16 protein-coding genes and 2 pseudogenes are annotated in these 20,112 nt (G+C 51.3%); 10 read left to right on the top strand and 8 right to left on the bottom strand.

What is annotated here, in order from left to right:
* Positions 1-123: 123 nt before the first annotated feature.
* The 7 genes and pseudogenes from ABQX22_RS03230 (at position 124) to ABQX22_RS03205 (ending at position 8,122) form a co-directional block, all read left to right on the top strand.
* Positions 124-2,181 carry a methyl-accepting chemotaxis protein gene (locus tag ABQX22_RS03230; protein WP_349796374.1) on the top strand — a complete coding sequence of 686 codons (2,058 nt, stop codon included), beginning with the start codon at positions 124-126 and terminating at the stop codon, positions 2,179-2,181.
* Positions 2,182-2,297: 116 nt separating this feature from the next.
* Positions 2,298-2,534, top strand: a pseudogene (locus ABQX22_RS26865) (glutathione S-transferase N-terminal domain-containing protein); the annotation flags it as partial.
* Between the two features lie 150 nt (positions 2,535-2,684).
* A pseudogene (locus ABQX22_RS26860) lies at positions 2,685-3,008 on the top strand (glutathione S-transferase C-terminal domain-containing protein); the annotation flags it as partial.
* Positions 3,005-3,667 (top strand): class I SAM-dependent methyltransferase, encoded by a 663-nt coding sequence (locus ABQX22_RS03220; protein ID WP_349796370.1) that lies wholly within the window; start codon positions 3,005-3,007, stop codon positions 3,665-3,667. The pseudogene ABQX22_RS26860 and the gene ABQX22_RS03220, both read left to right, overlap by 4 nt.
* 606 nt (positions 3,668-4,273) lie before the next feature.
* A complete protein-coding gene (locus ABQX22_RS03215; RefSeq protein ID WP_081021761.1) occupies positions 4,274-5,509 on the top strand; it encodes an N-6 DNA methylase in 1,236 nt (411 codons plus the stop codon).
* The gene (locus ABQX22_RS03210) at positions 5,499-7,241 is read left to right on the top strand and encodes a hypothetical protein (RefSeq protein WP_349796368.1); all 1,743 of its coding nucleotides are present in this window, start codon (positions 5,499-5,501) and stop codon (positions 7,239-7,241) included. Before ABQX22_RS03215 ends, ABQX22_RS03210 begins: the two co-directional genes overlap by 11 nt.
* A complete protein-coding gene (locus tag ABQX22_RS03205; protein ID WP_155516718.1) occupies positions 7,238-8,122 on the top strand; it encodes a hypothetical protein in 885 nt (294 codons plus the stop codon). Before ABQX22_RS03210 ends, ABQX22_RS03205 begins: the two co-directional genes overlap by 4 nt.
* 557 nt (positions 8,123-8,679) lie before the next feature.
* Here the strand turns inward: ABQX22_RS03205 and ABQX22_RS03200 are convergent.
* Genes ABQX22_RS03200 through ABQX22_RS03185 form a run of 4 tightly spaced genes read right to left on the bottom strand, consistent with a single transcriptional unit; the run spans position 8,680 to position 12,586 of the window.
* Positions 8,680-9,288 carry a hypothetical protein gene (locus ABQX22_RS03200; protein ID WP_057409468.1) on the bottom strand — a complete coding sequence of 203 codons (609 nt, stop codon included), beginning with the start codon at positions 9,286-9,288 and terminating at the stop codon, positions 8,680-8,682.
* A 1-nt stretch (position 9,289) separates the two neighbouring features.
* Positions 9,290-9,418: a hypothetical protein gene (locus ABQX22_RS03195; RefSeq protein WP_268873441.1), complete on the bottom strand. Its 129-nt coding sequence runs from the start codon at positions 9,416-9,418 to the stop codon at positions 9,290-9,292.
* Between the two features lie 56 nt (positions 9,419-9,474).
* Positions 9,475-9,954, bottom strand: coding sequence for a hypothetical protein (locus tag ABQX22_RS03190; protein WP_057409469.1), 480 nt, complete (start codon positions 9,952-9,954; stop codon positions 9,475-9,477).
* A gap of 13 nt (positions 9,955-9,967) precedes the next feature.
* Positions 9,968-12,586: a DotA/TraY family protein gene (locus ABQX22_RS03185; RefSeq protein WP_081021762.1), complete on the bottom strand. Its 2,619-nt coding sequence runs from the start codon at positions 12,584-12,586 to the stop codon at positions 9,968-9,970.
* Between the two features lie 256 nt (positions 12,587-12,842).
* On the opposite strand from ABQX22_RS03185, the gene ABQX22_RS03180 reads away from it, so the two are divergent.
* Positions 12,843-13,427 (top strand): hypothetical protein, encoded by a 585-nt coding sequence (locus ABQX22_RS03180; protein ID WP_057409471.1) that lies wholly within the window; start codon positions 12,843-12,845, stop codon positions 13,425-13,427.
* A 5-nt stretch (positions 13,428-13,432) separates the two neighbouring features.
* Here ABQX22_RS03180 and ABQX22_RS03175 read toward each other — a convergent pair whose 3' ends face one another.
* The 3 genes from ABQX22_RS03175 to mobA are packed head-to-tail and all read right to left on the bottom strand — an operon-like array spanning position 13,433 to position 16,745.
* Entirely contained in the window at positions 13,433-13,810 is a 378-nt protein-coding gene (locus ABQX22_RS03175; RefSeq protein ID WP_057409472.1) for a hypothetical protein, read from the bottom strand.
* Positions 13,811-13,819: 9 nt separating this feature from the next.
* Positions 13,820-16,234, bottom strand: a complete 2,415-nt coding sequence (gene traI, locus ABQX22_RS03170) for a TraI/MobA(P) family conjugative relaxase (RefSeq protein ID WP_057409473.1) — start codon at positions 16,232-16,234, stop codon at positions 13,820-13,822.
* Positions 16,224-16,745 carry a plasmid mobilization protein MobA gene (gene mobA, locus ABQX22_RS03165; protein WP_235806262.1) on the bottom strand — a complete coding sequence of 174 codons (522 nt, stop codon included), beginning with the start codon at positions 16,743-16,745 and terminating at the stop codon, positions 16,224-16,226. The genes traI and mobA overlap by 11 nt, the downstream gene beginning before the upstream one ends.
* A 668-nt stretch (positions 16,746-17,413) precedes the next feature.
* Here mobA and ABQX22_RS03160 point away from each other — a divergent pair.
* Both ABQX22_RS03160 and ABQX22_RS03155 read left to right on the top strand, forming a co-directional pair.
* Positions 17,414-17,833 (top strand): hypothetical protein, encoded by a 420-nt coding sequence (locus ABQX22_RS03160; protein ID WP_235806263.1) that lies wholly within the window; start codon positions 17,414-17,416, stop codon positions 17,831-17,833.
* 3 nt (positions 17,834-17,836) lie between these two features.
* A complete protein-coding gene (locus tag ABQX22_RS03155; protein WP_235806264.1) occupies positions 17,837-18,208 on the top strand; it encodes a hypothetical protein in 372 nt (123 codons plus the stop codon).
* Between the two features lie 461 nt (positions 18,209-18,669).
* Here the strand turns inward: ABQX22_RS03155 and ABQX22_RS03150 are convergent, their stop codons facing one another.
* Positions 18,670-20,100, bottom strand: coding sequence for a replication initiation protein (locus tag ABQX22_RS03150; RefSeq protein ID WP_349796444.1), 1,431 nt, complete (start codon positions 20,098-20,100; stop codon positions 18,670-18,672).
* Positions 20,101-20,112 lie beyond the last annotated feature (12 nt).

Below are 20,112 nucleotides of genomic sequence, written 5' to 3'. Positions count from 1 at the left end.
GAGCAGCGGATCGGCGGCTATCGTCATTGAATCAATAACATGGCATTTTGCCGCTAATACTAAAAACGGCAATTTTCTGCGGCGGTGTGTCGCAGGGCTCGTTGTTCAGGGGAGAAGTAGGACATGCGCAGTCTTTTATCGCCAGGAATCCGTCTGCTCGGACGTTTCGGATTCGCGCGCAAGTTTCAGATCCTGTTTTTTCTGTTCATGCTGCCGCTGGTGGGCAGTCTCTGGATGATGGGACAGGACTACCGCACTAAATTGACCGTGATTCTCAATGAGCAGTCAGGCGTGCGCCAATTGCTGGCGCTGGATGCGCTGGACGGTCAACTGACGGCGCAGCGCAATCGTGCTGCGCGCTGGAAAGCTGCCGACATCCTTCACGACCCCACGCCGGCAGCCAAAGCTGCGATGGCCGAGCTCGACGCCAACAACCCGGTGGTACTGCAAAGCCTCCAGACCCTGGGCGAGACCTTAAAAGCACAAAACGTCAGTGCCGACACGCAGGCACGCTACGAGGCGCTGCAAGCCTCGATCAAAGGAATGGATTCCCAGTCCCTGCGTACTGTGGGCTGGTGGCCGGACGGCTATGACCGCTTCACGTCGGCGCTCACCGCGATGCAAAGCCTGCGTGAGCAGATCGCGGTCGACAGCGGACTGATCCTCGATCCGTGGCTCGAAACCTACCTGCTCATGCAGATTTCCACCCAGCAGACCCCAGACCTGATGGAACGCATCGGGCGCATGGCCGGTGTCGGTCAGTCGTCCATTGCCTCGGGGCAGTTCACACTGCAAAGCCGTTTGCAGATGCGTGATTTGCGCAGCCGCATTGGCGACGCACGAGACCAATTGGTCAAGGCGGCCGGCTCCCTCAAGGCCAGGCCTTATCCCGGAATCGAGGCCTGGACGGCTCAATACGACACCAGCCTGCAACTGCTGGACAACGAGTTGAAGATGCTGGACGACGGGGTGTTCGGCGGCGCCATCAAGGTGGATACCCAAGCTTTTGAACGCAGCGTCGACGGCATGCTCGGCACCCTGGGCGTTCTGCGCGACCAGTCACTGACGTCCCTGAACGACCGGCTGGATTATTACCACAACAGTGCGAACAACCAGTTCATTCCCATCGCGGCGACATTCAGCGTGCTGGCACTGGCGGCGTTGTACCTGCTCATGTGCCTGCAGGCGTCCATCGGGCGCAGTGCCCGCAGCATCACCACGCTGGCCGAATCCCTGCGTGATGGCAACCTGTGCGTGGCGGTCGAGGTGGAAGGGCGCGATGAGCTCGCGGCGATCAGTACCGCACTCAACGTCGCGGTGGTTCAGTTAAGGACCAGCCTGCTGGGCGTGAATCATGAAACCCAGCAATTGGGCTCGGCCGTGGAGACGCTCAATTCGGAGTCGGGCAATACGTTGACGGAAGTGGAAGACCAGCAACAGCAAATCAGCCAGATCGCCGCCGCAGCCACGCAGTTGGCGGCCACTTCCATGGGCGTGGCCAAAAGTTGCGAGCAGGCCTCCGGGAGTGCGCAAGAGACCCGGCGCATCGCCGAGGACAGCAGCCGCGACAGTCTTCGCACGACTGCCAGTATCCAGCAGCTTAATCAACGCCTGACTGACACCGCAGACGCGCTGGGGCGGGTGAGCCAGCAGGGCCAGCAGATCCAGTCGGTGGTCGACACCATTCGCGGCATCGCCGAACAGACCAACCTGCTGGCGCTCAACGCGGCCATTGAAGCCGCCCGGGCGGGCGAGCAGGGGCGGGGGTTTGCGGTGGTGGCCGATGAGGTCCGCAGCCTGTCGCAACGCACTCAAGCATCGACCGCGCAAATTGCCGGAACGGTGGACAGCTTGCGCGCAACGGTCAGTCAGGCTGTCTCACTGATGGAAGCGGCGTGTGGGCAGGCGATCACGGATGCCGAGTCGGTCACCGGCCTGGGCAATCGTCTGGGGGAAATCGCCAGCGCGGTGCAGCACGTGACCGACACGCTGGCGCAGATCGCCACAGCCGTCGAGGAGCAGGCGGCGACAGCCGATGAGGTCAGCGGCAACATCCAGCAGGTGGATCAAGCGGCTGGACGTCTGCTTGAGGGCGCTCGTGCCGTCAATCAAGCGGCGGACACGCTGAGCAAAGGCAGCCGGGCTTTGAGTGACAACACGGCGCGGTTTCAGCTGAACTGAACAAGGGGTCATGCGGGCAGAGGTTGCTGGTGTTGGGGGCGGGGTGCTTGAACAGACGCGATGGATGTGCGATTGATCTATCGCTCTCCCCGAACCCACCCAACGAGAGAAACCTGATGATCCGTTTCTATTTTCATCCCACGCCTAATCCGTTCAAGGTTGCGCTGTTTCTCGAAGAGACAGGCCTGGCCTATGAATTGGTGCCTGTCGACACCAGCAAGGGCGAACAGCACTCAGCGGCATTTCGCGCGATCAACCCTAACGGCAAAGTGCCTGCGATCGTGGATACCGACGGCCCCGGCGGGAAAGAAGTGAGGGTCTTCGACTCCGCTGCGATTCTGCTTTATCTGGGGGAGAAGACCGGGCAACTGATGGGGACGCCGGAAGACCGGCCTGAATTGCTGTCGTGGCTGATGTTCCTGGCGACCGGAATCGGTCCGTTTTCGGGGCAGGCTGTGCATTTCCAGTACGCAGCGCCTGAAGGCAACGAGTACGCCGTCAACCGCTATCGCCGTGAGATCGAGCGCCATTACGAGGTGCTTGATAACCATCTGGCAGGACGTGAGTACATCGTTGGCGATCAGTACACGCTGGCCGATGTTTCTGCGTGGGGCTGGCTGTTCCGTGCGCCGCGCGTGATGAAAGGCACTGAGGACGCGCTGGCGGCTTTTCCTCATCTCAAACGTTGGTTCCAGGCAATCGATTCGCGCCCTGCGGCCACACGCGCCAAAGAAATGGGCAAGGATCACGACTTCAAAAAGGACATGGACGAAGCGGCACGGCGCGCCTTGTTCCCATCCAATTACCCAAAAGATCCACTTTCATGAGTGGCGACAGTGCGGCCGGCGCGGCGGTCTATTCTCCGTTGACGCTGGCGCTGTACGACGCATGGGTACTGGGCCTCTCCAATCGGTACGCATGGCGTTGCCCGACAAACGAAATCCTTTTGCCGTTCTTTCGCCGCCAGGTCGGGGCTCGTCATTTGGACATCGGCGTCGGGACGGGCTATTACCTCGCCAAGGCCGATCTGCCCCAGACCACCGACATCACGCTGCTTGACCTCAACCCGAGCAGCCTGGAAGCGGCCAAGCGGCGTATTGGCCGCGCAAACGTTCGGACGATCCAGCACGACATCATGACGCCGATCCCCGGCGCAGAGCGCTTCGACTCCATCTCGCTGTTCTACCTGCTGCATTGTCTGCCGGGGCCGCTCGACGCGAAGGCGGCGATCCTTGGTCATCTCAAGCACAACCTGCAACCTGACGGGGTCTTGTTCGGTGCCACCATTCTTGGCGATGAGGCGCCGCACAACGCCTTTGGGCGCAAGCTGATGAAGGTCTATAACAGCAAAGGCATCTTTGGAAACAGCGGTGATTCCCAGGCTGGATTCGAGGTCCATCTGCGCGCGCACTTTGGCAATGTGCAGGTGCGGCGAGAGGGGTGCGTGCTGATGTTCAGCGCCTCGCAACCCCTTGTGCTCGGATAACGCATCCCACAAAAAAGCCCCGCGCTGGCGGGGCTTTCTGTGTGGATCGGTAATCAGACGTTGATCCGTGACTTGTATCGTAACTAGTTGAATTGATTGGATATTTATAGATGTTATAAAAAATTGTACTCATATATGTACTCATCCACACTCATGGGTCGCTCATGTGCAGTTGGACTTGGCCAGCGGACTACGAAGCCAAGCTTGTGTACCTACAGTTTTAGAGAACGCATTTAGGCTGCTTGGCACCGCCCGGCGAAGTCTCCGAGCCATCTCTGCGACAAGACCGATGTTCTCTACCTACAGAATGCCCTTTTTAGGTAGAACTCGGCAGGCTGGGACCGCTGCTCTTGCCCTGTCCCGGTTTGCAACAGGCTTTTCTCTGCTCGTACCCCTCTCATTCTCTGCATGCCTCATGGCTTGGATGAGCTGTAGATTCAGGCGGGATTCGCAGCTTATGGTGACAAGCGCCCGTGGGGCGTAGAAGGCTCATGGTAAGGCTACCGCATTCCCTGTATCTTGACGTCTCCAGTGCCAGCACGTTGGATAAAGCAGTGTGCCGCGCACCGCACGCGACTTGAAATTTTACTACGAAGCTAAAAAAACATGGATTTACGGCACCTACCAAAAACTTCTGACCTTTACGGTCGATACTATACCGCGGAAGGAGTTGCAGGCCTTTTGATTGACAGGATGTCTGCTTGCTCTCCAAGCTTAGTAATCGATTTAGGGGCAGGAGACGGTGCCTTAGTGGGAGCGGCCAGTCTTCATTGGGATCAAGCGAAATTCATCACTGTTGACATTGATCAAAATGCGGGAAGTTCGTCTCTTTCAAAAACCCAAAGAGAGCTATTCACACATCATGTTGGGGATGCGCTCGATGGCTCTATAGACGAAAAAATAGGGGTGCCTTTCGGCTCTGTAGATTCTGCATTGTGTAATCCTCCTTATATTCGACCGAAGTGGCAAAAACATTTCGGTGAGATTCTTGAAGACGCGGGGCTGAGTCACATTCTCCCGCAGCTGAGCACTGCCCCTGCGGAAGTGTTGTTTATTGCGCAAAATCTTCGGTTTATTAAATCGGGTGGCAAATTAGGTCTAATTCTTCCGGATGGCATAGTAGCAGGGGAGAAATACTCAGGGCTCCGTAAAGTCTTGGCTACATCGCACTCTCTTGAAAGAGTTGTGGAGTTACCTCGCGGGGTTTTTAAGAGGACGGATGCTAAAGCGCATATTGTAATCTTGAGAAAAAGTCCAGGTGCACGAGACGCCATAAAAGTTCAGCGGCTTGAATCAAACGGTTTACTGTCGAGAGAAATATCCGTCTCGGCGGAAGAGGCAGGCACACGTTTAGATTATTCCTACCTAGTAGCCGCAAACTCAGATCAAAGTTGTGACCACGTACTATTGCGCGACATTACTACAATGCTCAGGCGTGGTACATTCTCATCAAGTGAGCTGAAAACCTGCCCCCTTCCTGTTTTCCATACCACAAATTTCGTCCTGGGACAGGTCCAGGTTCCTCCTAATTTCACATTGTTGCCAAGCGTTAGAAATCTGGCTGGTGGAATTGAAGCTATTGCCGGAGATATTTTGTTGGCAAGGGTTGGAAGGAATTTAGAAGAAAAAGTATGTGTTGTGGAAGCGGGAGTCGTTCTGGTTTCAGATTGCGTATTTATTCTTCGGGTAGCACCCTTCGCCCGCCAACAAGTCCTTGGTTATCTGACAGGGGGGGCTGGTCGAGCAGCTATTCGTGCTATCGCCCATGGTGTCGGTGCTAGATTTATAACAACCGAAGCTTTGCTCGACTTAAAAATTCCAAGGCAAATATATGAACGCTAGCACTAAGTCAATTGACTCCAGCGTGCTGAGCACTACTTTACAACACCGAGCAGACTATATTCCGCTTGAAGACTTGCATCGCGAGACCTCAGATGGAGGGGCTTTATTTCAGCGCGTTACACTAGAACTCACTAATAAAGCATTACGGACCGTTGTGGGACCTCGCGGGTGCGGGAAAACTCACATGATGCGGTTTGCTTGGCTTTCTTGCCGAGAGAACAAAAATAAGCCTTTCGCAATATTCGCATCTTTTCAACGTTATTTTCGCCTTGAGCCTTTGCTGTCGAGCAACGCTGGAGCTTCACAGCTTTTTCATTCTTGGGTTTTGGCTAGGATATTACTTTCTACACGTGAAAGCAGCGAGGAATGGCTACCCAAGTTATCTGTAGTGGACGAATTGCTTTTCTCGTATGGCTATGCTTATGAGTCGCTTTTAACGCTTGCAACAAAGCTAGAGCGTAACCAAACCATAGAAGGGGATCTCGCTAAACTCTCCGACTCTCTATCTATTGACCGTGTGAAGCGCATTGTCGATGAACTTTGCCACACTGCAGGCCGTAAATTCTCAGTGCTGCTGTTAGATGACGCGGCGATGACGCTTACTCCGGAGTATCTAATCGAGTTTCTCGATATCGCTCGATCGCTCAAATCCTCTACCATTGCTCCCAAAATTTCAGTTTATCCTGGGACCACTGAAATGAGTCCTCGCTTCCATATGGGGCAAGACGCTGTGTCCATCCCGGCGTGGATCTCGACAGAAGACTCCGAATATGAGTCGATCATGAAAGATATTGCAGCAGTGAGGGTGAAGAAACTTGAATCAATACCCGATGATGTTCAAGCATTACTCAGGTTTGCCGCATTTGGAGTGCCGCGCGCTTACCTAACCATGTTAGAGGATTACCAGCGAGGTGGCTTTAGGACTGCTCAGCAGGGTGTGACTCGTATAATCAATGAGCACCTCAGCGCGCGTCTTGGTGAGTTTAGAACCCTTGGGAAAAAAGCACCTAAGCTAGAAATATTGGTTGCATCTGGCGAGAAGTTGGTCCATGCGATCTGTGTTTCACTCAAAGATTACAATCGACCGTTGTTAAAGCGTCAAGAAAAGGGAATAACGTATGGGCTTCGGACAGAGGTGATTGAACCTCTGTTAGAACGAACACTGCGGTTGTTGATTGAGGCTGGATTAATCTTTGATGACGGTGAGGTTAAGCATGGTACTCCATTACGTATATACAAAAAATTCATACCCCATAGCAGCCTCCTTCTAAATATAGGGGCTTTCATCGCCGAGGAGGGATCTGGTTCTATTAAGCAGAATTTAGAAGCTATTAGATTCAAGTCTACGAAACATCCACTTAGGAAGAGTTTGGCCTCTATCGTAGGTAAGGAGTTTGTAAAAGGACTTAGCTTGGCTTTGCCGCAGTGTGCAAACTGTAAGGAAAGAAGACTTTCAGATAATCAGCGTTTTTGTCATGCTTGCGGACACCAGCTAGTAGATGCATCTGCTTTTCACCAGTGCTTGGACGCTTTAATTGACGAAGTTCCTGGTTTGACAGACTGGCAAAGAAACCAAATTAGGGAGCATCTCCCGTTTTTTAGAACAATTCGGGACTATCTGGCTAAACAGGATCCGGCGGCAGATTTGCTAAGCGTGTCGGGGTTTGGTCGTAGACGTACAGCTCGCATTGTCGATGTGCTAAACAGTTTTGTTGATGATTACCTATCATGAGTAATTATGCAGCAATCGTGACGGTGCGTCCGCTCAAAACCGCAATTGATACGGAAAAGCTCTTTGATGGCAGTTATGTTGAAAAAGAAGGGTCTCCTGTAGATTTGTTTTTGGATAACTCGCTTTTATTAAATAAGCATTGGACGAGCTTGGGGCCGACAGAGGAGATAGCTCCTGAAATTAGCAGGTTGCTATTAATAGGTTATCTCTCTGCAGTTGAGGGGTATATGCGGTCGCTGATTACTAGGCTGATTCATTGTGATCCTTTCACCAGAGATCTATGTGCGCCACACCAAGTGTCCTACGCTGCTGCTATACATCATTCCAAAGAAGCACTCCCAGATGCTTTGTTGGAAGAAACAAGCTTTTCAACGCAAAAAGTAATAGCCCCGTCACTAAAAAAATTTGTAGGGCTGGAAAATGTATCAGTTGGCACTCGTAATCTTTTGGAGCAGTTTGACCAAATAATTCAACTACGCCATTGTTGTACTCACAGGTTTGGCAAGCTTGGAGTAAAAAACGCCTCAGCATTAGGCCTTCATGCTCATAGTAAATTTTTAGAGAAACCAGTGTCGCTAAATAAGGTCTCCATTGCAAGTATCGCAGATTTGACCTTTACGCTTGTAAAAAGTCTAAATAACGACGTTTTTGGTTTTGTTATGAATCGGACTGCAACTGGAAAACTTCCGCAGCGGGGAAGTCTTGGTATAGGCTGGACTTGGCACAAGGCACGTGACCGTTCCATGTTCAATAAATACTACGATATTTTTTGCAGTAAAAAAGATGCTACTCCCTCCCTAGAAGCTGAGGCAGTTTACGATTTGTTCCGGGAAGCACATCGTAATGTTGGAAAGAAGCCGAATAAAGTTTCAAAAACATAGTTTTTGGAAGTGCGCAGGTAAACCATAAGTGGTATTAGGTCTGCCTCTAGAAATGTTGGGTTCGCTGACCTTGTCTAGTTGAATTTCGATTGGCTGTTGCTGTGATTTCTTCGAGATTGTCTGAGGTAGTAATGATTTGTCCTTCGACATTCAAAAAGTTACGCGAGATGTAGGTTTTCACTTTTAGCACAACAGGCTGTCAACATCGTTCTTAGTCATGTCAGGGGCCGCCGCACCGGCTCATCGGGCCTGCCCGATGAACGGAGCGCCGGGGCGTAGCCTTCATCCTTGACGTGTTAGTAGTGACCTTAACCTCTGCAAGGGAAGCTGATGGACGTTCTTCCCGTCAGCTTCCCGCCGCGTCGCAAGGCAGACCTGGGGAGTCCAGAGGGGCAAAGCCCCTATGGCCCTAGCAGAGCGGGGGGAAACGTCGTTCCCGGCTCTGTTCCTCATTACGGCAGCCTCACGGGCCAAAAACTGATCCGCTGCATACTCAAGCGCAGCCCAGTATTTCGAGTCTCCGATAACCAAGTTGCCCGCGATGTTTTTTTGCTTAATCATCTGTCGATCCCCGGAATCCAAAGTCCGCGCTTCACGAACTGTTTGAATGCGCCTTCCACGTACAGCGTGCCGGTACGTACCTGCCATGCGCGATAGCTCCATTTGACAGCGAGAATCGAGAAGGGCAGTGTCATGGAAAAAATACTGATGCAAGTGAGGGCCATTCCACTTGTTGCCAGGCTGTACAAAGCGATAAGCGGGCAAAGCACCGCAAATGCCCAGAACGTTCGAGATTGTCGCGTGTGTGACTTGATAAGACTGGTTTGCTCTTCTTCGCTCATACCGTCAAGTTGAGCACGCCCCTTTTTTTTGATCAGCGGCAGCAACACTTCCGTAATTGATTTCTGATCTCGCTTTGTGAGGACGCCAAAGCCGCAGTCCGCGGAGCACGTCCATGGGTAAAGCGATTTTTCGTCCGCTTCTGCGTCGCGGTGGACGAACATCACGCCCTTGTCGCACATAGGGCAGTGCGGGTTTCTTATCGTGCTCACCAAGTCTTTCAAATGCCGGTGATTAGATGAAATATTGCGCCATCCGAAGACAGAAAGCGGCATAGACACGAAAGCGAACTTTACAGCTTTCTGAGCAGTTTTAAAAAACCTCATTTCAAAGCACCTTACGCGCACAACGGCGACGTTTCACAGATATATTAGCCAATATTTTTTCAGCTACAGCGAGAAGCGCGTTCATGATGTCCTGAGCTGGTGTTTCTTCCGTCTTGGGTCCTTCTTTCATGGTTTCTTACTCCGGATTCAGTTATAGAAATTATTTTGTCCTCCTGGGCTGAAAAATCACTGAGAGGGGTCAGAGTGATGGATATGCAGTTTTTCTCGCTCATGTGCATCGATCATTCGATTACACCACCCTTGCATAACCTCACAAATGTGAGGTGAAAGTTGTATAAGTACAGGTTCCTGAGCCGGAGAAGTGCGTATGTAACCACCATCCAACCAACTTCTCGAAAGCTCGCAATAGTGCAGAACAACTTTGTTTATTTCTTTATCATGTGCATTGCCTAACCCATGCATTGTGCTCATTGCAATAATCGCAAGACTAGACATTGCAAAGTTTGCCTCTTTTATAGTCTTTGCCTGCTGTTCGTTTTCTTTTTTAAGCTGGGCATAACCCGCTTTCCATTTATTATTAACCTCGATCCATTGGCTATTTGCATCTTCAAAGCCTGCGTCGTAACCTTCATTGCGTCCTTTTTGGTAACCCTGCCTGCGGCCGATAATGACCCCTGTGGTTTCTGCATTAAAGTCATATGACATGGTTTCTATTCCTTTATGAAATTATGGGCTTGTCGTCGTTTGCGTTACGGTCCTGACTATTGGGTTTTTTGACTTCGGACGAAGAATCTTTTCCATCTGACCCCGCAGGATTAGCTGAAGTCTCAGGCAAAACACCACCTCGTGGGCCCAGCATCAGACTTTCACCGACTCGGCCACTGGGCCGGGTCGAGGATTCAGAAGAGGACGCACCACCTAATGATTCATCAGCCATATTAGGAGCAACGCCTTGTGGGCCTATGTTAAGTGGAGCCCCACCGTCTTTTCGGTCACCCCGGTCACCACCATTGTTATTGCCGCTGTCATCTCGAAGGCCAGATGTTCCTCCTCCGGGGATTGGCTTTGTTCCGACACTACCGCTGCCCAAGCTGCTTGGCCCAAATTTTTCTGTGTTGCTTCGCATCTCGCTAGTAGCTTGCGTCGACCCCATAGAGTCGATGCCGATGCCGATCCATTTCAAGACCACATCCGGCAAAGTCTGCGATAGTCCAAAGATCATGTAGATGACAGGCAGCAATAGCAGACCATACATGATTAACCAGTTGCGCCACTGGAAGAACTCAACAAACCAGCCTAAAGACTCCGCACTGGTCACGTTGGCTGCGTGCATCGCCCAAAATGCTTTACTGATGTACAGCAGAATTGGATTTGCTATTGCCATCGCTGCAAACAAACCGAAAACAATCAGTACAGGTCGAGCAAACAGGGACAACAACATTAAATAACCTTGGGTCTGCGATCCAATAAACGAACGTTCTGGCGTCATGTGCGTCAATGCCCATAGTGGCGCAGCCACAACTGATTGCAGAACACCAAGCACCCAGCCGACCACGGCAATAATGAAAATGGTATAGGGCAGTGACGGCAGAAAAACACCAAAGTAAAATGCTAATACTCCTACCCAGCTAGCGACTTCTACCAGTGGTTTTAAGAAATTGTAGATTACCCACTCAAGCAACGTGTCAGCTAGCGGGGTAGCGTCAACACTAGTTCCGAAAAAAGATACTGATCCAACCCCAGCTGCTACGGCCTTGGCACCTGATAACGCAGTATGCACGACACGATTAGTTGTAATAGCGGATGCCTGCATAAGTGCCAGTACATCACCAGTAGTCTTGATACGAGAAATTGCGTCAACATCACCATCCGTGCCAATCAGCGTGGCTGTAACGCGTTCCATGCCCCAGCCGATGAAGTTACTCATAATGCTGTCGCCACGGCTACCCAAGGTGTCGACATTCAAATCATCCAGCGATGCCGGAGCTAAAGCAGCTTTAATATCTGCTGCATTAGGCGTTACGGGTTGTTTGTAGCTTGAGCCATCAAGCGATTTGCTAATAATTGCTTGATAGACCGTTTGGTAACTGTTTAATGCCAACCGTGCCGCCGCGTCTTTAGGCAGCATATTGAGGTTTGGCTGCGTTGCAACTGCAACAGGCTCTGCAAACATAGCCCCCATCTCCTGCCTAATGCCGGAGAGACGCTGATAAAATCCCCCCGCCATTGCCCAGCCGTCTTCTGTTACATCATCGACGTACTTAGCCATTATCTTTTTTAGTGTCGTATCGTTCGCCATTTGGGACGTTAGATTTTGAGTGAGCGTATTTTGGGCTTGATTGATAATGAGGTTAAAGCGATCGCTCTTAACGGTATCCCATCCGTTCTTGTTTATATCCGTCGGCCAAGTTCTCACCCATGCATCAATATCAGCCATCACCTTGTTCATGGCAATGATTTTGGCGTTAAGCGTGGCAAGCCGTACCGCCTGCATCGCGGCCTTATTGCTAGTAATCGTAGCAGGATTAAAAATTGTACCCGTAGAGGGAGAGGTCGTTATCAGCTCCGCAGGAACACTAAAGCTATAGACCTTGATCGATCCACAAATTGGCGTTCCACCGCCAAGGTTGGTGGCCGTATTGCGATCTTTGATGAGATACGTCGCAGCCTGTCGTCCAATGCCGTCATCTACCTTGGAGTCAGGCGTTGAAAGCGCTTGTACAGCGGTATGCTGGTCAAGCGAGCCGTAAATTGCATTGAGGGATCTGGCGCACCAGCTCGACGCCAAATAGGCTTGGCCAAACTGGCGAATGTCGTACAACGGATAGTTGGGGTTGGGCTTCGCGCCACTACCAAATCCAAGCTGGCTACTAACGCTGCTGAGCGATCCGTTAACAATCCCGTTTTCAACACCGGCTTTGAATACGCCGTTGGCAAAACCAATGCCCCAAAGTCCAATTGTCAGTACGATGATCTGGATAATCGAATAGCCGCTTGAAGCGGGCAGTAAGGCTCCACCACCGAACACGATGCGCAGCGGAGTCCAAAGCGAACTCCATGCCTTGCCCATCGCTTCGCCCTCATTAGCCGTGTTAGCGACGCCGATAATGGCGATATACGAAACGAATAAGGACGCCAGTATCAGCAGACCAGAGTTGTACTGTACGAACATTGAGGCCAGCACGTTAGAGGTGGCAGTGACAGTTTCAGGGTCGTTGCCTTGTGACAAAGCGTCAATGACCGGCCCAAAGACTGCTCTAAGTACTCCCACACTTGCATCTGAGCAACTGCTTGCGCCGTCCGTTGTGTCACACGGTGAAAAGGGCATTCCTGCCATCTGGATAGTCTCTCGGGGGGAATTCACGAGAAAGTCTATAGGCGTTCGGCATCCTTTAAAAGGTATGTAAAAACTAGGTTGTGGACTATAGTCCATCTATTAAGAAAGTTTTGATTTAAACCATTGTTTTTATTATTAATATATATTTTCATCTTGATTGGGGTGTATGTATACATCGCAACAATGATGTTTATTTAGAATGGTCCGTAACGTAGACTCCAGTCACTCAAAAAATTGCCAGCAGATAAGGTGAAAAGTGAGATTCAAGCTCAAGTATCAAGACAACAAAACTTTAGGTATTCAGTACGTTGGCAACTCTGTGATTTGCGTTCGCATGCTCGATGAGACGACCAAGGGCGGCAATCAAAAGCAAACCTATGTCTGTACGATCAGCCGATGGGATACCGAGCTGCCGCAACATGCAATCCAGTTACTAAATAAGGCTGAAGTAGAGGAGTGGAAGGCGTGGAAGACAGCTCACGATGCTGCGTTTAGACGTAAGCAGCTTGAAGCGTCACTGAATACTTTACCTCTTACGTTGAGTTATGCGGCCACTGCCTTGACGGAACAGGGGTGTACCGTCGGTGAGTCCCGGAAAGCTGCTATCTGGGCAGCTTTGGATGCATTCAATCGCGCCCTGTTGAACGCCGGAGTAGACCGCCCCTCACCAGCTCGCGGTCGGCTACCTTCGATAAAATTGGCGTCCCCAGAAATAGGATTGCCAATAATGCCGAACCTTGAACAGCTCGGCTCTCCGCTTGAATGTGCCTATCGCGGGATAGTGGAACGCTACAAGGCTTTACAGGCTCGCTATGCCGCCACAAAATCAGATACCGATTAGACGGCTCAAAATTTTTTGCCCCAGACAGCAAGCCGTTCTTTCATCAATTGGCCGTCGCGCCGCATTTCTGTACGCAGGTCGTCCAGCTCCTCTGGGGTGAGCGAATAATACAGCGACCTCGTGGGTGGTTCTTCAGTTGTGCGCTGCCCATCGACCCCTTCCGGGTCGAACTGCTCTCTATCGAATGTCATACCGTATACCTCCACATATTCAAAATTCGCATGGCACTCACGCCCCCAAGGATCATGCACCCACAAATCACCAAAACCGTCTCGAATGACGTAATACGCCCCGGGGTCGTTACGCACCATGAGCGGCAAAACATCGTCGAACTCTTGCGTTTCCGGGTTGAACCGCCACACGTACTTCATTGTATCGAGCATGATCCACCCTCACATATCCAAATTCGGCGAGTCCCGGTTCAATGAGTTCTGACGCTCACGCTCTCTTTCTTCCTGATGCTGCTGCAAACGCTGAGCTTCGGTCTGCCGTGCTGCTCGCTGAACGTCCTGATTCGGTACTGCTGGCTCACTATTAACGTGCGTATTCATCAACGTGTGCCTCGCATAATCGCACTTTTTTATCCAAGCATTTACTGATGAATCATGCGTTTTTAACGCCTGATTCCACGCATCATCTCTAAACTTAATAGCGTCGGGATGATGGCTGTTTAAGTGATCGCGCCGAGCCTCGGATGGTCGCTCTACATTCTTACCAAAATCATTGTCCCACTGCATGGCCTTGCCCTTCGCCATGTGTTGGCCAATGAAGCCGACTGCCTTCTCCGGGTCTGGCCGCTCGCCCCGGGACTCCCCGTATGTACGATCCAGTCTAGACCGATACAGAGCCACATCAGCCTCGACAGCATCCATCTCAACATAATCGCGGACTGGCCGAACCGGTGCCGGTGCTGATAGCGCCTGCTGCGCCTCATCTCGCGTCATAGCGGCCTGCCGGGGCGCTTTCTTGGCCTCGTGTTGCGCACGGATAACATCGAACTGCTGTTGATCCTCTATGAAGCGCTGACGCTTATGATCAATGTCGGCATTGATGGCATCTTTGCGTCGCTGTTCAAGCTCAGGATCAGCAAACCGCACATCCAGCCGTCGCTCAACCGCGGTAGCAAGCACCCTATCCCTGAATTCCTGCCCGCCATGCACCGCTACAGCGCCGAATTTCTCCTTCGCCAGCAACAACCCTATCTCGATGCTATCCGCATCGTTGCGGCTGTCCTTGTTGAAAGTGATGCGCTGTCCTTCATCCCGGAACGCCAACCGATCATTGACCGAATAGTTAACAACACCAGTCGAACGATCAACAGCCCACCTAACGCGCTCCGAAAGCCTTGCAGGCCGTGCCGGGTCAAGATCGCTATCCGAAGTGGCCGTGAAGTAGGGTCGCTGTACGTCCGCGACATCCGGCTCTTGGGGATGTTTGCCTTTGCGTTTGTCTGCGTAGGAAAAGCCCCGAAGCTGCGCTATAGCTGCTGGATCACCGACCTCTGCACAATCTGCAACCCATTCCCGATAAGACAGATGTTTCTCTTTTCGTAAACTGGCATTTTCAGCTTTAAATATGGCTTTTAGTTCGTCTCGTTTGGTCGCAGCAGTAAACGCTGCGACCGACAGAAGTGCTCTGCGATGGTTGCCGTCTAGCCCACTTCGCCGGATGCCTTCCCGTTCTGCCCTAAGTAGATCGGTGAGGGCTTTACGCCGCAACTTCTGAGTGTGGGCTAGCTCAGCCTTAGCCGGAGCTTTCCTAGCCTTCCACTCAACGACAAAACCTTCATATTTGCCGCGCAACTCTGCGCGTTCTTTGGCGCGCTTCTCGCGGTTGTCGGCACGCTTGGTTGGATCGCGCAATGGGCGATGCTTGCTGTAGTTCTGATTCTCTAACGCTTCCCGTTCAAAATACCTGGTTTTAAGTGGCTCGTATGGGCCAAGCTGCTCTATGAGTTTTCCCCCACCCAACCCCATGTCAGATGCCTTGATCGGAGCCTGGGCGGGATCACTTACCGACGCCACGTAGAAAGCGTTGTTTCGGTCATTTGCTGGTCTCAACTCAAGTCCATGAGTGGCAAGTATAGTATGCAGCGCCTGCCACGAAGCTTTCGCGGATTCCATTAGCGCCTTGGCATCATCTTTGGGCGGTCCTTTGGCATAGCTCGCTAACGACTCATTACCACTGTGAACTTCAAACTGCCGGGCCTTCTCCGGCAAATCGGCGCGACTCCCTTCCCGTGCCTTGAGCCGGTGTGCTGCACTCGTATAAGTCCAATCTATAGACTTCTTACCGTCAACCTCTTTGACGGAAAAAGGCCCATTATCGTGTTTCCACCCTTGGTCAATTTCGATCTGCCGCATTGCCTTATCTAATGTGAATTTCGAATACGACATTTTCGGTACTCGGTGTCTATCTGGATGAACCTTATTCACCATGATATGCAAGTGCGCATTGTCGGTATCACGGTGTATGGCCGACAGATACTCATGACCGTTAAGCCCAATAGCAGCGAGCGCGAATTTACCGGCATCAAAAGCTTGATCATCGGTTGGGTAGTCTCCTTCTGACCAGCTCAGAACGAGGTGCATTACCGGATCTTTCGTGCGCTTACTTCGAACCGAAGTACCCCACATTTCAATCCACGCGGTATCCTCAGAAAGGCAGTTTGTTTGCACTGCCACAGCTCCTTCAGTGACCTCACCGGTCTCAGGATCAATACCATGTCGAAAACTATTTATGTACTTGGATAGACTACGGAAACTTGTCTTTCCATCGCTTCGTCGGCCAACGATCTTAGCGATCATCGCTATCCACTTCCTCGACGTCAGGCGCTATACGTTTGAGTGCCCTTGTCGCCTCGTCAACGGCATTCTTAAACGCAATCAACAACTCAGATGTTTGCTGTGAATACGCACCACGGCTGCTATTAAATAAGTTTTTTTGCAATCCGCCTAAACTACGGAGCTGAGCTGCAAACGTCTTTATGTCTGCACAGATGATGCGATCTGATTGGTTCCTTATGCGGCGACTTAATCCAGCACAACGAATAAACATCGACAATGATATGCCTGCATCCTCAGCTTTAGCTTTCAATGCATCTGCCTCTTCGGGCAAACAGCGAGTGTGAACGACCACAGTTCGTTTCCTTGTATCCGAACCAGAACGACCATTGACCATAACAAACTCCGACTCTAATGGCCGCACGGCGGCAGGGGTCTCGGGGCGCAGCCCTGAGCAGGGCAGGTTAGGGATGATGACGAGCGAAGCGAGGAAGAGCCCCGATGAGATACCAGCACGAAGTGCGCGGTAGCTCAAACCACACCCTGTCCTCGATCATCATGACTTCCACGGAGAAGGTAGCTTGGAGTTTTTATATGGTCAAATACGGCTCGGCGCCTAGAGAAAGTACGTACTTACACAATGTTCGCACCATGATGCCACAGAGTTGCCACAGAGTTGCTACAATGTGTACACAATCTTACCATGCAGTTACCGCATTGCCACCACAAAGCTACCACAATGGTTACACGCTATAGCCACAAAATTACCAGCTTGTTAGCACAGTCTTACCATACTAGTACCACTATTTTTGGAACGATATATGGGTCGAAATTTTTCGGTTTTTTCATAAAATGACTTGATGCGTTGAGGCGCTATACAAAAAAGCAAAGGGCATTTTTGAAAGGGGAAGGTTGATCAGCCTTCAGAACTGGCCGTGGTTTCCGATGCGCCCCATAGGGGCTTTGCCCCTCTGGACTCCCCACACTCGCCCGCGTGGCGTCGGGAGCCTGGGATAGAAACGCTCCCAGTCACCCTAGCGAAGGCTATTGACCTCGAACGCGTCAAGGGGCCGAGTCCTCGCCCCTTCGGTGCTGCGGGCCGCACCAACCCCTTGACTCGACCATTAGACTTCAGACATTTTCAAGATATGATGAGCGACGCGTAATGAAAAAGTCAGCATAAAAAATTAAGAGGGGGTTGCGGTGCAGATTTTGACAGTTTCAGATTTTGAAAAAGTGGCCGTTAGGTATTCAACTTTGTTCTATTCAAGATCTCTCAAGGATGGCCCGAAAAGCATCGCGTATTGGATATCAGTTTTTTTCTTTGTGCTAACAATATTGTTTATGTTCTACAGTTTGGTTGAGTTAGCGTTAGGGCGGGATGCGAACACAGGCCTAGCACTGATAGCTGTTCTTTTTGAATTCGTCGGTTTGGCAGTTTGGATTGCTTTTTATGAGCCTGCTTACAGATATGACAAGCTAAAAAGGTCCGGCTTAAATATTTCCGACGTGCTTTGTAAAAAACAAGATAGAGAAATTATCAAAGGCATTTGGCTTAAAAAGAATTTATCTGTCCCGCCTGATAAGTATTTTGATTTGGCCAAGAATTTTTATGAAGCTTAGGGTATGCTTTCCGAGTCTAGAAAGAATAAGCAGCTGGGCGATCGTTTTTTGAGTAGCTTTTTCAGCCTTAAGCCGCTTCAGACCTTGCTTTCAATTCCAGTTATATTGGCTATGATAAATTTCGCATTTAAAATACCCGGCGTGGAATTCACAGTGTCGAATATTGACCTCTCGGTTTTTATGATAACCGCTGCGAAATACTCGCTCACCCTTTTTCTTATTTCACTAACTCTAGTTTTGATTGTTGGATTGTTGTTGACGATGTCTATAGGTGTTTTCGAGCTGGTTAGTGAAACCTACAGAGGCAAATGCTCAGATTTGACTAAGAGAAGGTTTGTTAGAGCTTTGCTTGAGCGAGCCGACTTGGTGGGGTGAGTATAGCGTGCTGATGTGATCTATGCTCGTAGTGTCCGAAAACTTACGATGTATGACTTGGCTCACTTTGGTTGATTTAATTTGACTAATAACTATTAGTTTGTATTTTAGGTATCTGGATGGTGCATTTTTTATAGGTTTTCTGTGGGGTTTTCGAGAGCGTCTATCTAAGGTAGGACCCAAGGGAAAAACGCTCTCTGAATTATTTGTTAGGTGTTTAACTCTCTCCGAGTATCCGATTTGTGAGTGAGTACAAAGCAGATTTTGGAGAATTGGCGGTGGATGTTAACTGTTTGACTATCAGGTCGACTACCATCCGCGTATCATGAATCAGTGTTTTTTGCGCAATGGTCTGGGCGAGCGCGTTGTGGACGTCGATCCGTTTGCTAGGCGGGGTCTTCGACAAATCGAACGGCGTTGCCCCCTAGTGTCGTGTTTTATTTTACTAGTTTCTGTTTAGGTTAGTTGTTGGTGTTATCTACAACGCTTCCCGATACGGTATCCATCCCATATTCATCAGGTATCGCAGAGGTATCATCGTCCGAGCGCTGCATAGCCTTGTCTATCCAAGCTTGCTGCTCTCTGGTAGTTAACCAAGATTTCGAATTAGTGACGAAATCCTCTTTCCACTCGGGCGGAACGTTCATGTATAGGAATTTCAAAATGCCTATGGATGAACCATCTTCATGTTCTATTTTTAAAGACTCTCCGGCTTGCGGCCCCTGCGGGACCGCAGATATCTGATGTACACCGGATTGCACCCCCAGAGCGCGACTATTTGCAGCCTGACTCGGAGTGGGTTGTGGGGAAGCTGAATCGACTTGGCCACGTGTCCCAGGCGCAGCCTTGGCAGGCCTGAGAACTCTCACAGTGGCCGGTTGAGATATTTCCCTGAGAATGTGCTTGTAGCTGGCCACCGTTCTCACCGAAACGCCGGCGAGAGTCGCTATCGCAGAACGGACCAGTGCCTTGCCCTGGTCTTGAAGCTGCCTGCAAGCAGCGCGTATTTTGGATTCTGTGGCTTTGTGCCGCAGCTCATTAGTGCGCTGCGCAGCCAGGCTCTGCCGTTCTGTAAGCGACAAGCTGCCATCGAGCTGCATTGCGCCTCGATGGCAACGACGATCGCCGGTGTACCGATCCCACGTCCAGCGACCTACGGATTTGACCGTGGAGCGTATCGACGACAGCGGCAGGTTTTCCGAAAAACCCTGTTTGAGAAAGCTGTTGTGGTTGTACGCATACGCATCGAGCGAGCGCATGAACGACTCGAACGACCCCAGCTCACGCTCGCGATTGACGATGCTGTACGCAAAATAGCGCAGTTGCTCGAACAGGATGCAGTGCCGCGAATGGCTGACCTGATCAAGCTTCGGACCTGTGGCCCAGGGTTTGACTGTCAGCTCCACCGCGTTCGCCAGTTCGCCCAGTTCATACACGTGGGTGTGAAATTCGGTCGTCTCCCACCAGGGGTGACCGGGTGTTTTGGCCACCGGGCCACCGTGGTAGTCCATGTCCGCGTCGAGGCGAGCGGCAAACGCGGTATAGATCGCTTTCATGTACTGAATCGGCTTGACCCGTGCGTTCTCTGTGGTGCACACGGACGGCACGGCATAGAACAACTGGGAATGGCCGCTTTTGCGGTTACGCACCATCAGGTTCGGCGCGGGCAACCCGGCATCGTCCCAGGCCAAGGCGTTGGCATGGTCCAGGTCGAACACCAGCCAGGACACCATGCCGAGGCGATTGACCTGCATATAGGGATAACGCAGCGCGTATTCACGGGGACGGACGCGGGTCGCGGTTTTGTCGTCACTGCACCGCGCCATGTACGGCGCTTCCAGCAATAATCGGTTGAGCGCAGTGCCGTCTTCGAAAAAACGCGCCGGAGGCATGTGGGTGCTGGT

This window comes from Xanthomonas sp. WHRI 1810A, from assembly GCF_040202885.1.
Taxonomy (GTDB): domain Bacteria; phylum Pseudomonadota; class Gammaproteobacteria; order Pseudomonadales; family Pseudomonadaceae; genus Aquipseudomonas.
Note: the sequence above shows the minus strand (reverse complement) of the source record. Positions and strands in the feature narration are given on the sequence as shown.

What these genes read in the sequence shown, in the direction of transcription:
- ABQX22_RS03195 (WP_268873441.1), bottom strand. Translation starts at nt 9,418, where the DNA reads ATGAAAGAAGGACCCAAGACGGAAGAAACACCAGCTCAGGACATCATG.
- ABQX22_RS03185 (WP_081021762.1), bottom strand. Translation starts at nt 12,586, where the DNA reads ATGGCAGGAATGCCCTTTTCACCGTGTGACACAACGGACGGCGCAAGC.
- ABQX22_RS03155 (WP_235806264.1), top strand. Translation starts at nt 17,837, where the DNA reads ATGCTTTCCGAGTCTAGAAAGAATAAGCAGCTGGGCGATCGTTTTTTG.
- traI (WP_057409473.1), bottom strand. Translation starts at nt 16,234, where the DNA reads ATGATCGCTAAGATCGTTGGCCGACGAAGCGATGGAAAGACAAGTTTC.
- ABQX22_RS03230 (WP_349796374.1), top strand. Translation starts at nt 124, where the DNA reads ATGCGCAGTCTTTTATCGCCAGGAATCCGTCTGCTCGGACGTTTCGGA.
- ABQX22_RS03220 (WP_349796370.1), top strand. Translation starts at nt 3,005, where the DNA reads ATGAGTGGCGACAGTGCGGCCGGCGCGGCGGTCTATTCTCCGTTGACG.
- ABQX22_RS03175 (WP_057409472.1), bottom strand. Translation starts at nt 13,810, where the DNA reads ATGCTCGATACAATGAAGTACGTGTGGCGGTTCAACCCGGAAACGCAA.
- ABQX22_RS03215 (WP_081021761.1), top strand. Translation starts at nt 4,274, where the DNA reads ATGGATTTACGGCACCTACCAAAAACTTCTGACCTTTACGGTCGATAC.
- ABQX22_RS03150 (WP_349796444.1), bottom strand. Translation starts at nt 20,100, where the DNA reads ATGCCTCCGGCGCGTTTTTTCGAAGACGGCACTGCGCTCAACCGATTA.
- ABQX22_RS03200 (WP_057409468.1), bottom strand. Translation starts at nt 9,288, where the DNA reads ATGAGGTTTTTTAAAACTGCTCAGAAAGCTGTAAAGTTCGCTTTCGTG.
- ABQX22_RS03205 (WP_155516718.1), top strand. Translation starts at nt 7,238, where the DNA reads ATGAGTAATTATGCAGCAATCGTGACGGTGCGTCCGCTCAAAACCGCA.
- ABQX22_RS03210 (WP_349796368.1), top strand. Translation starts at nt 5,499, where the DNA reads ATGAACGCTAGCACTAAGTCAATTGACTCCAGCGTGCTGAGCACTACT.
- ABQX22_RS03190 (WP_057409469.1), bottom strand. Translation starts at nt 9,954, where the DNA reads ATGTCATATGACTTTAATGCAGAAACCACAGGGGTCATTATCGGCCGC.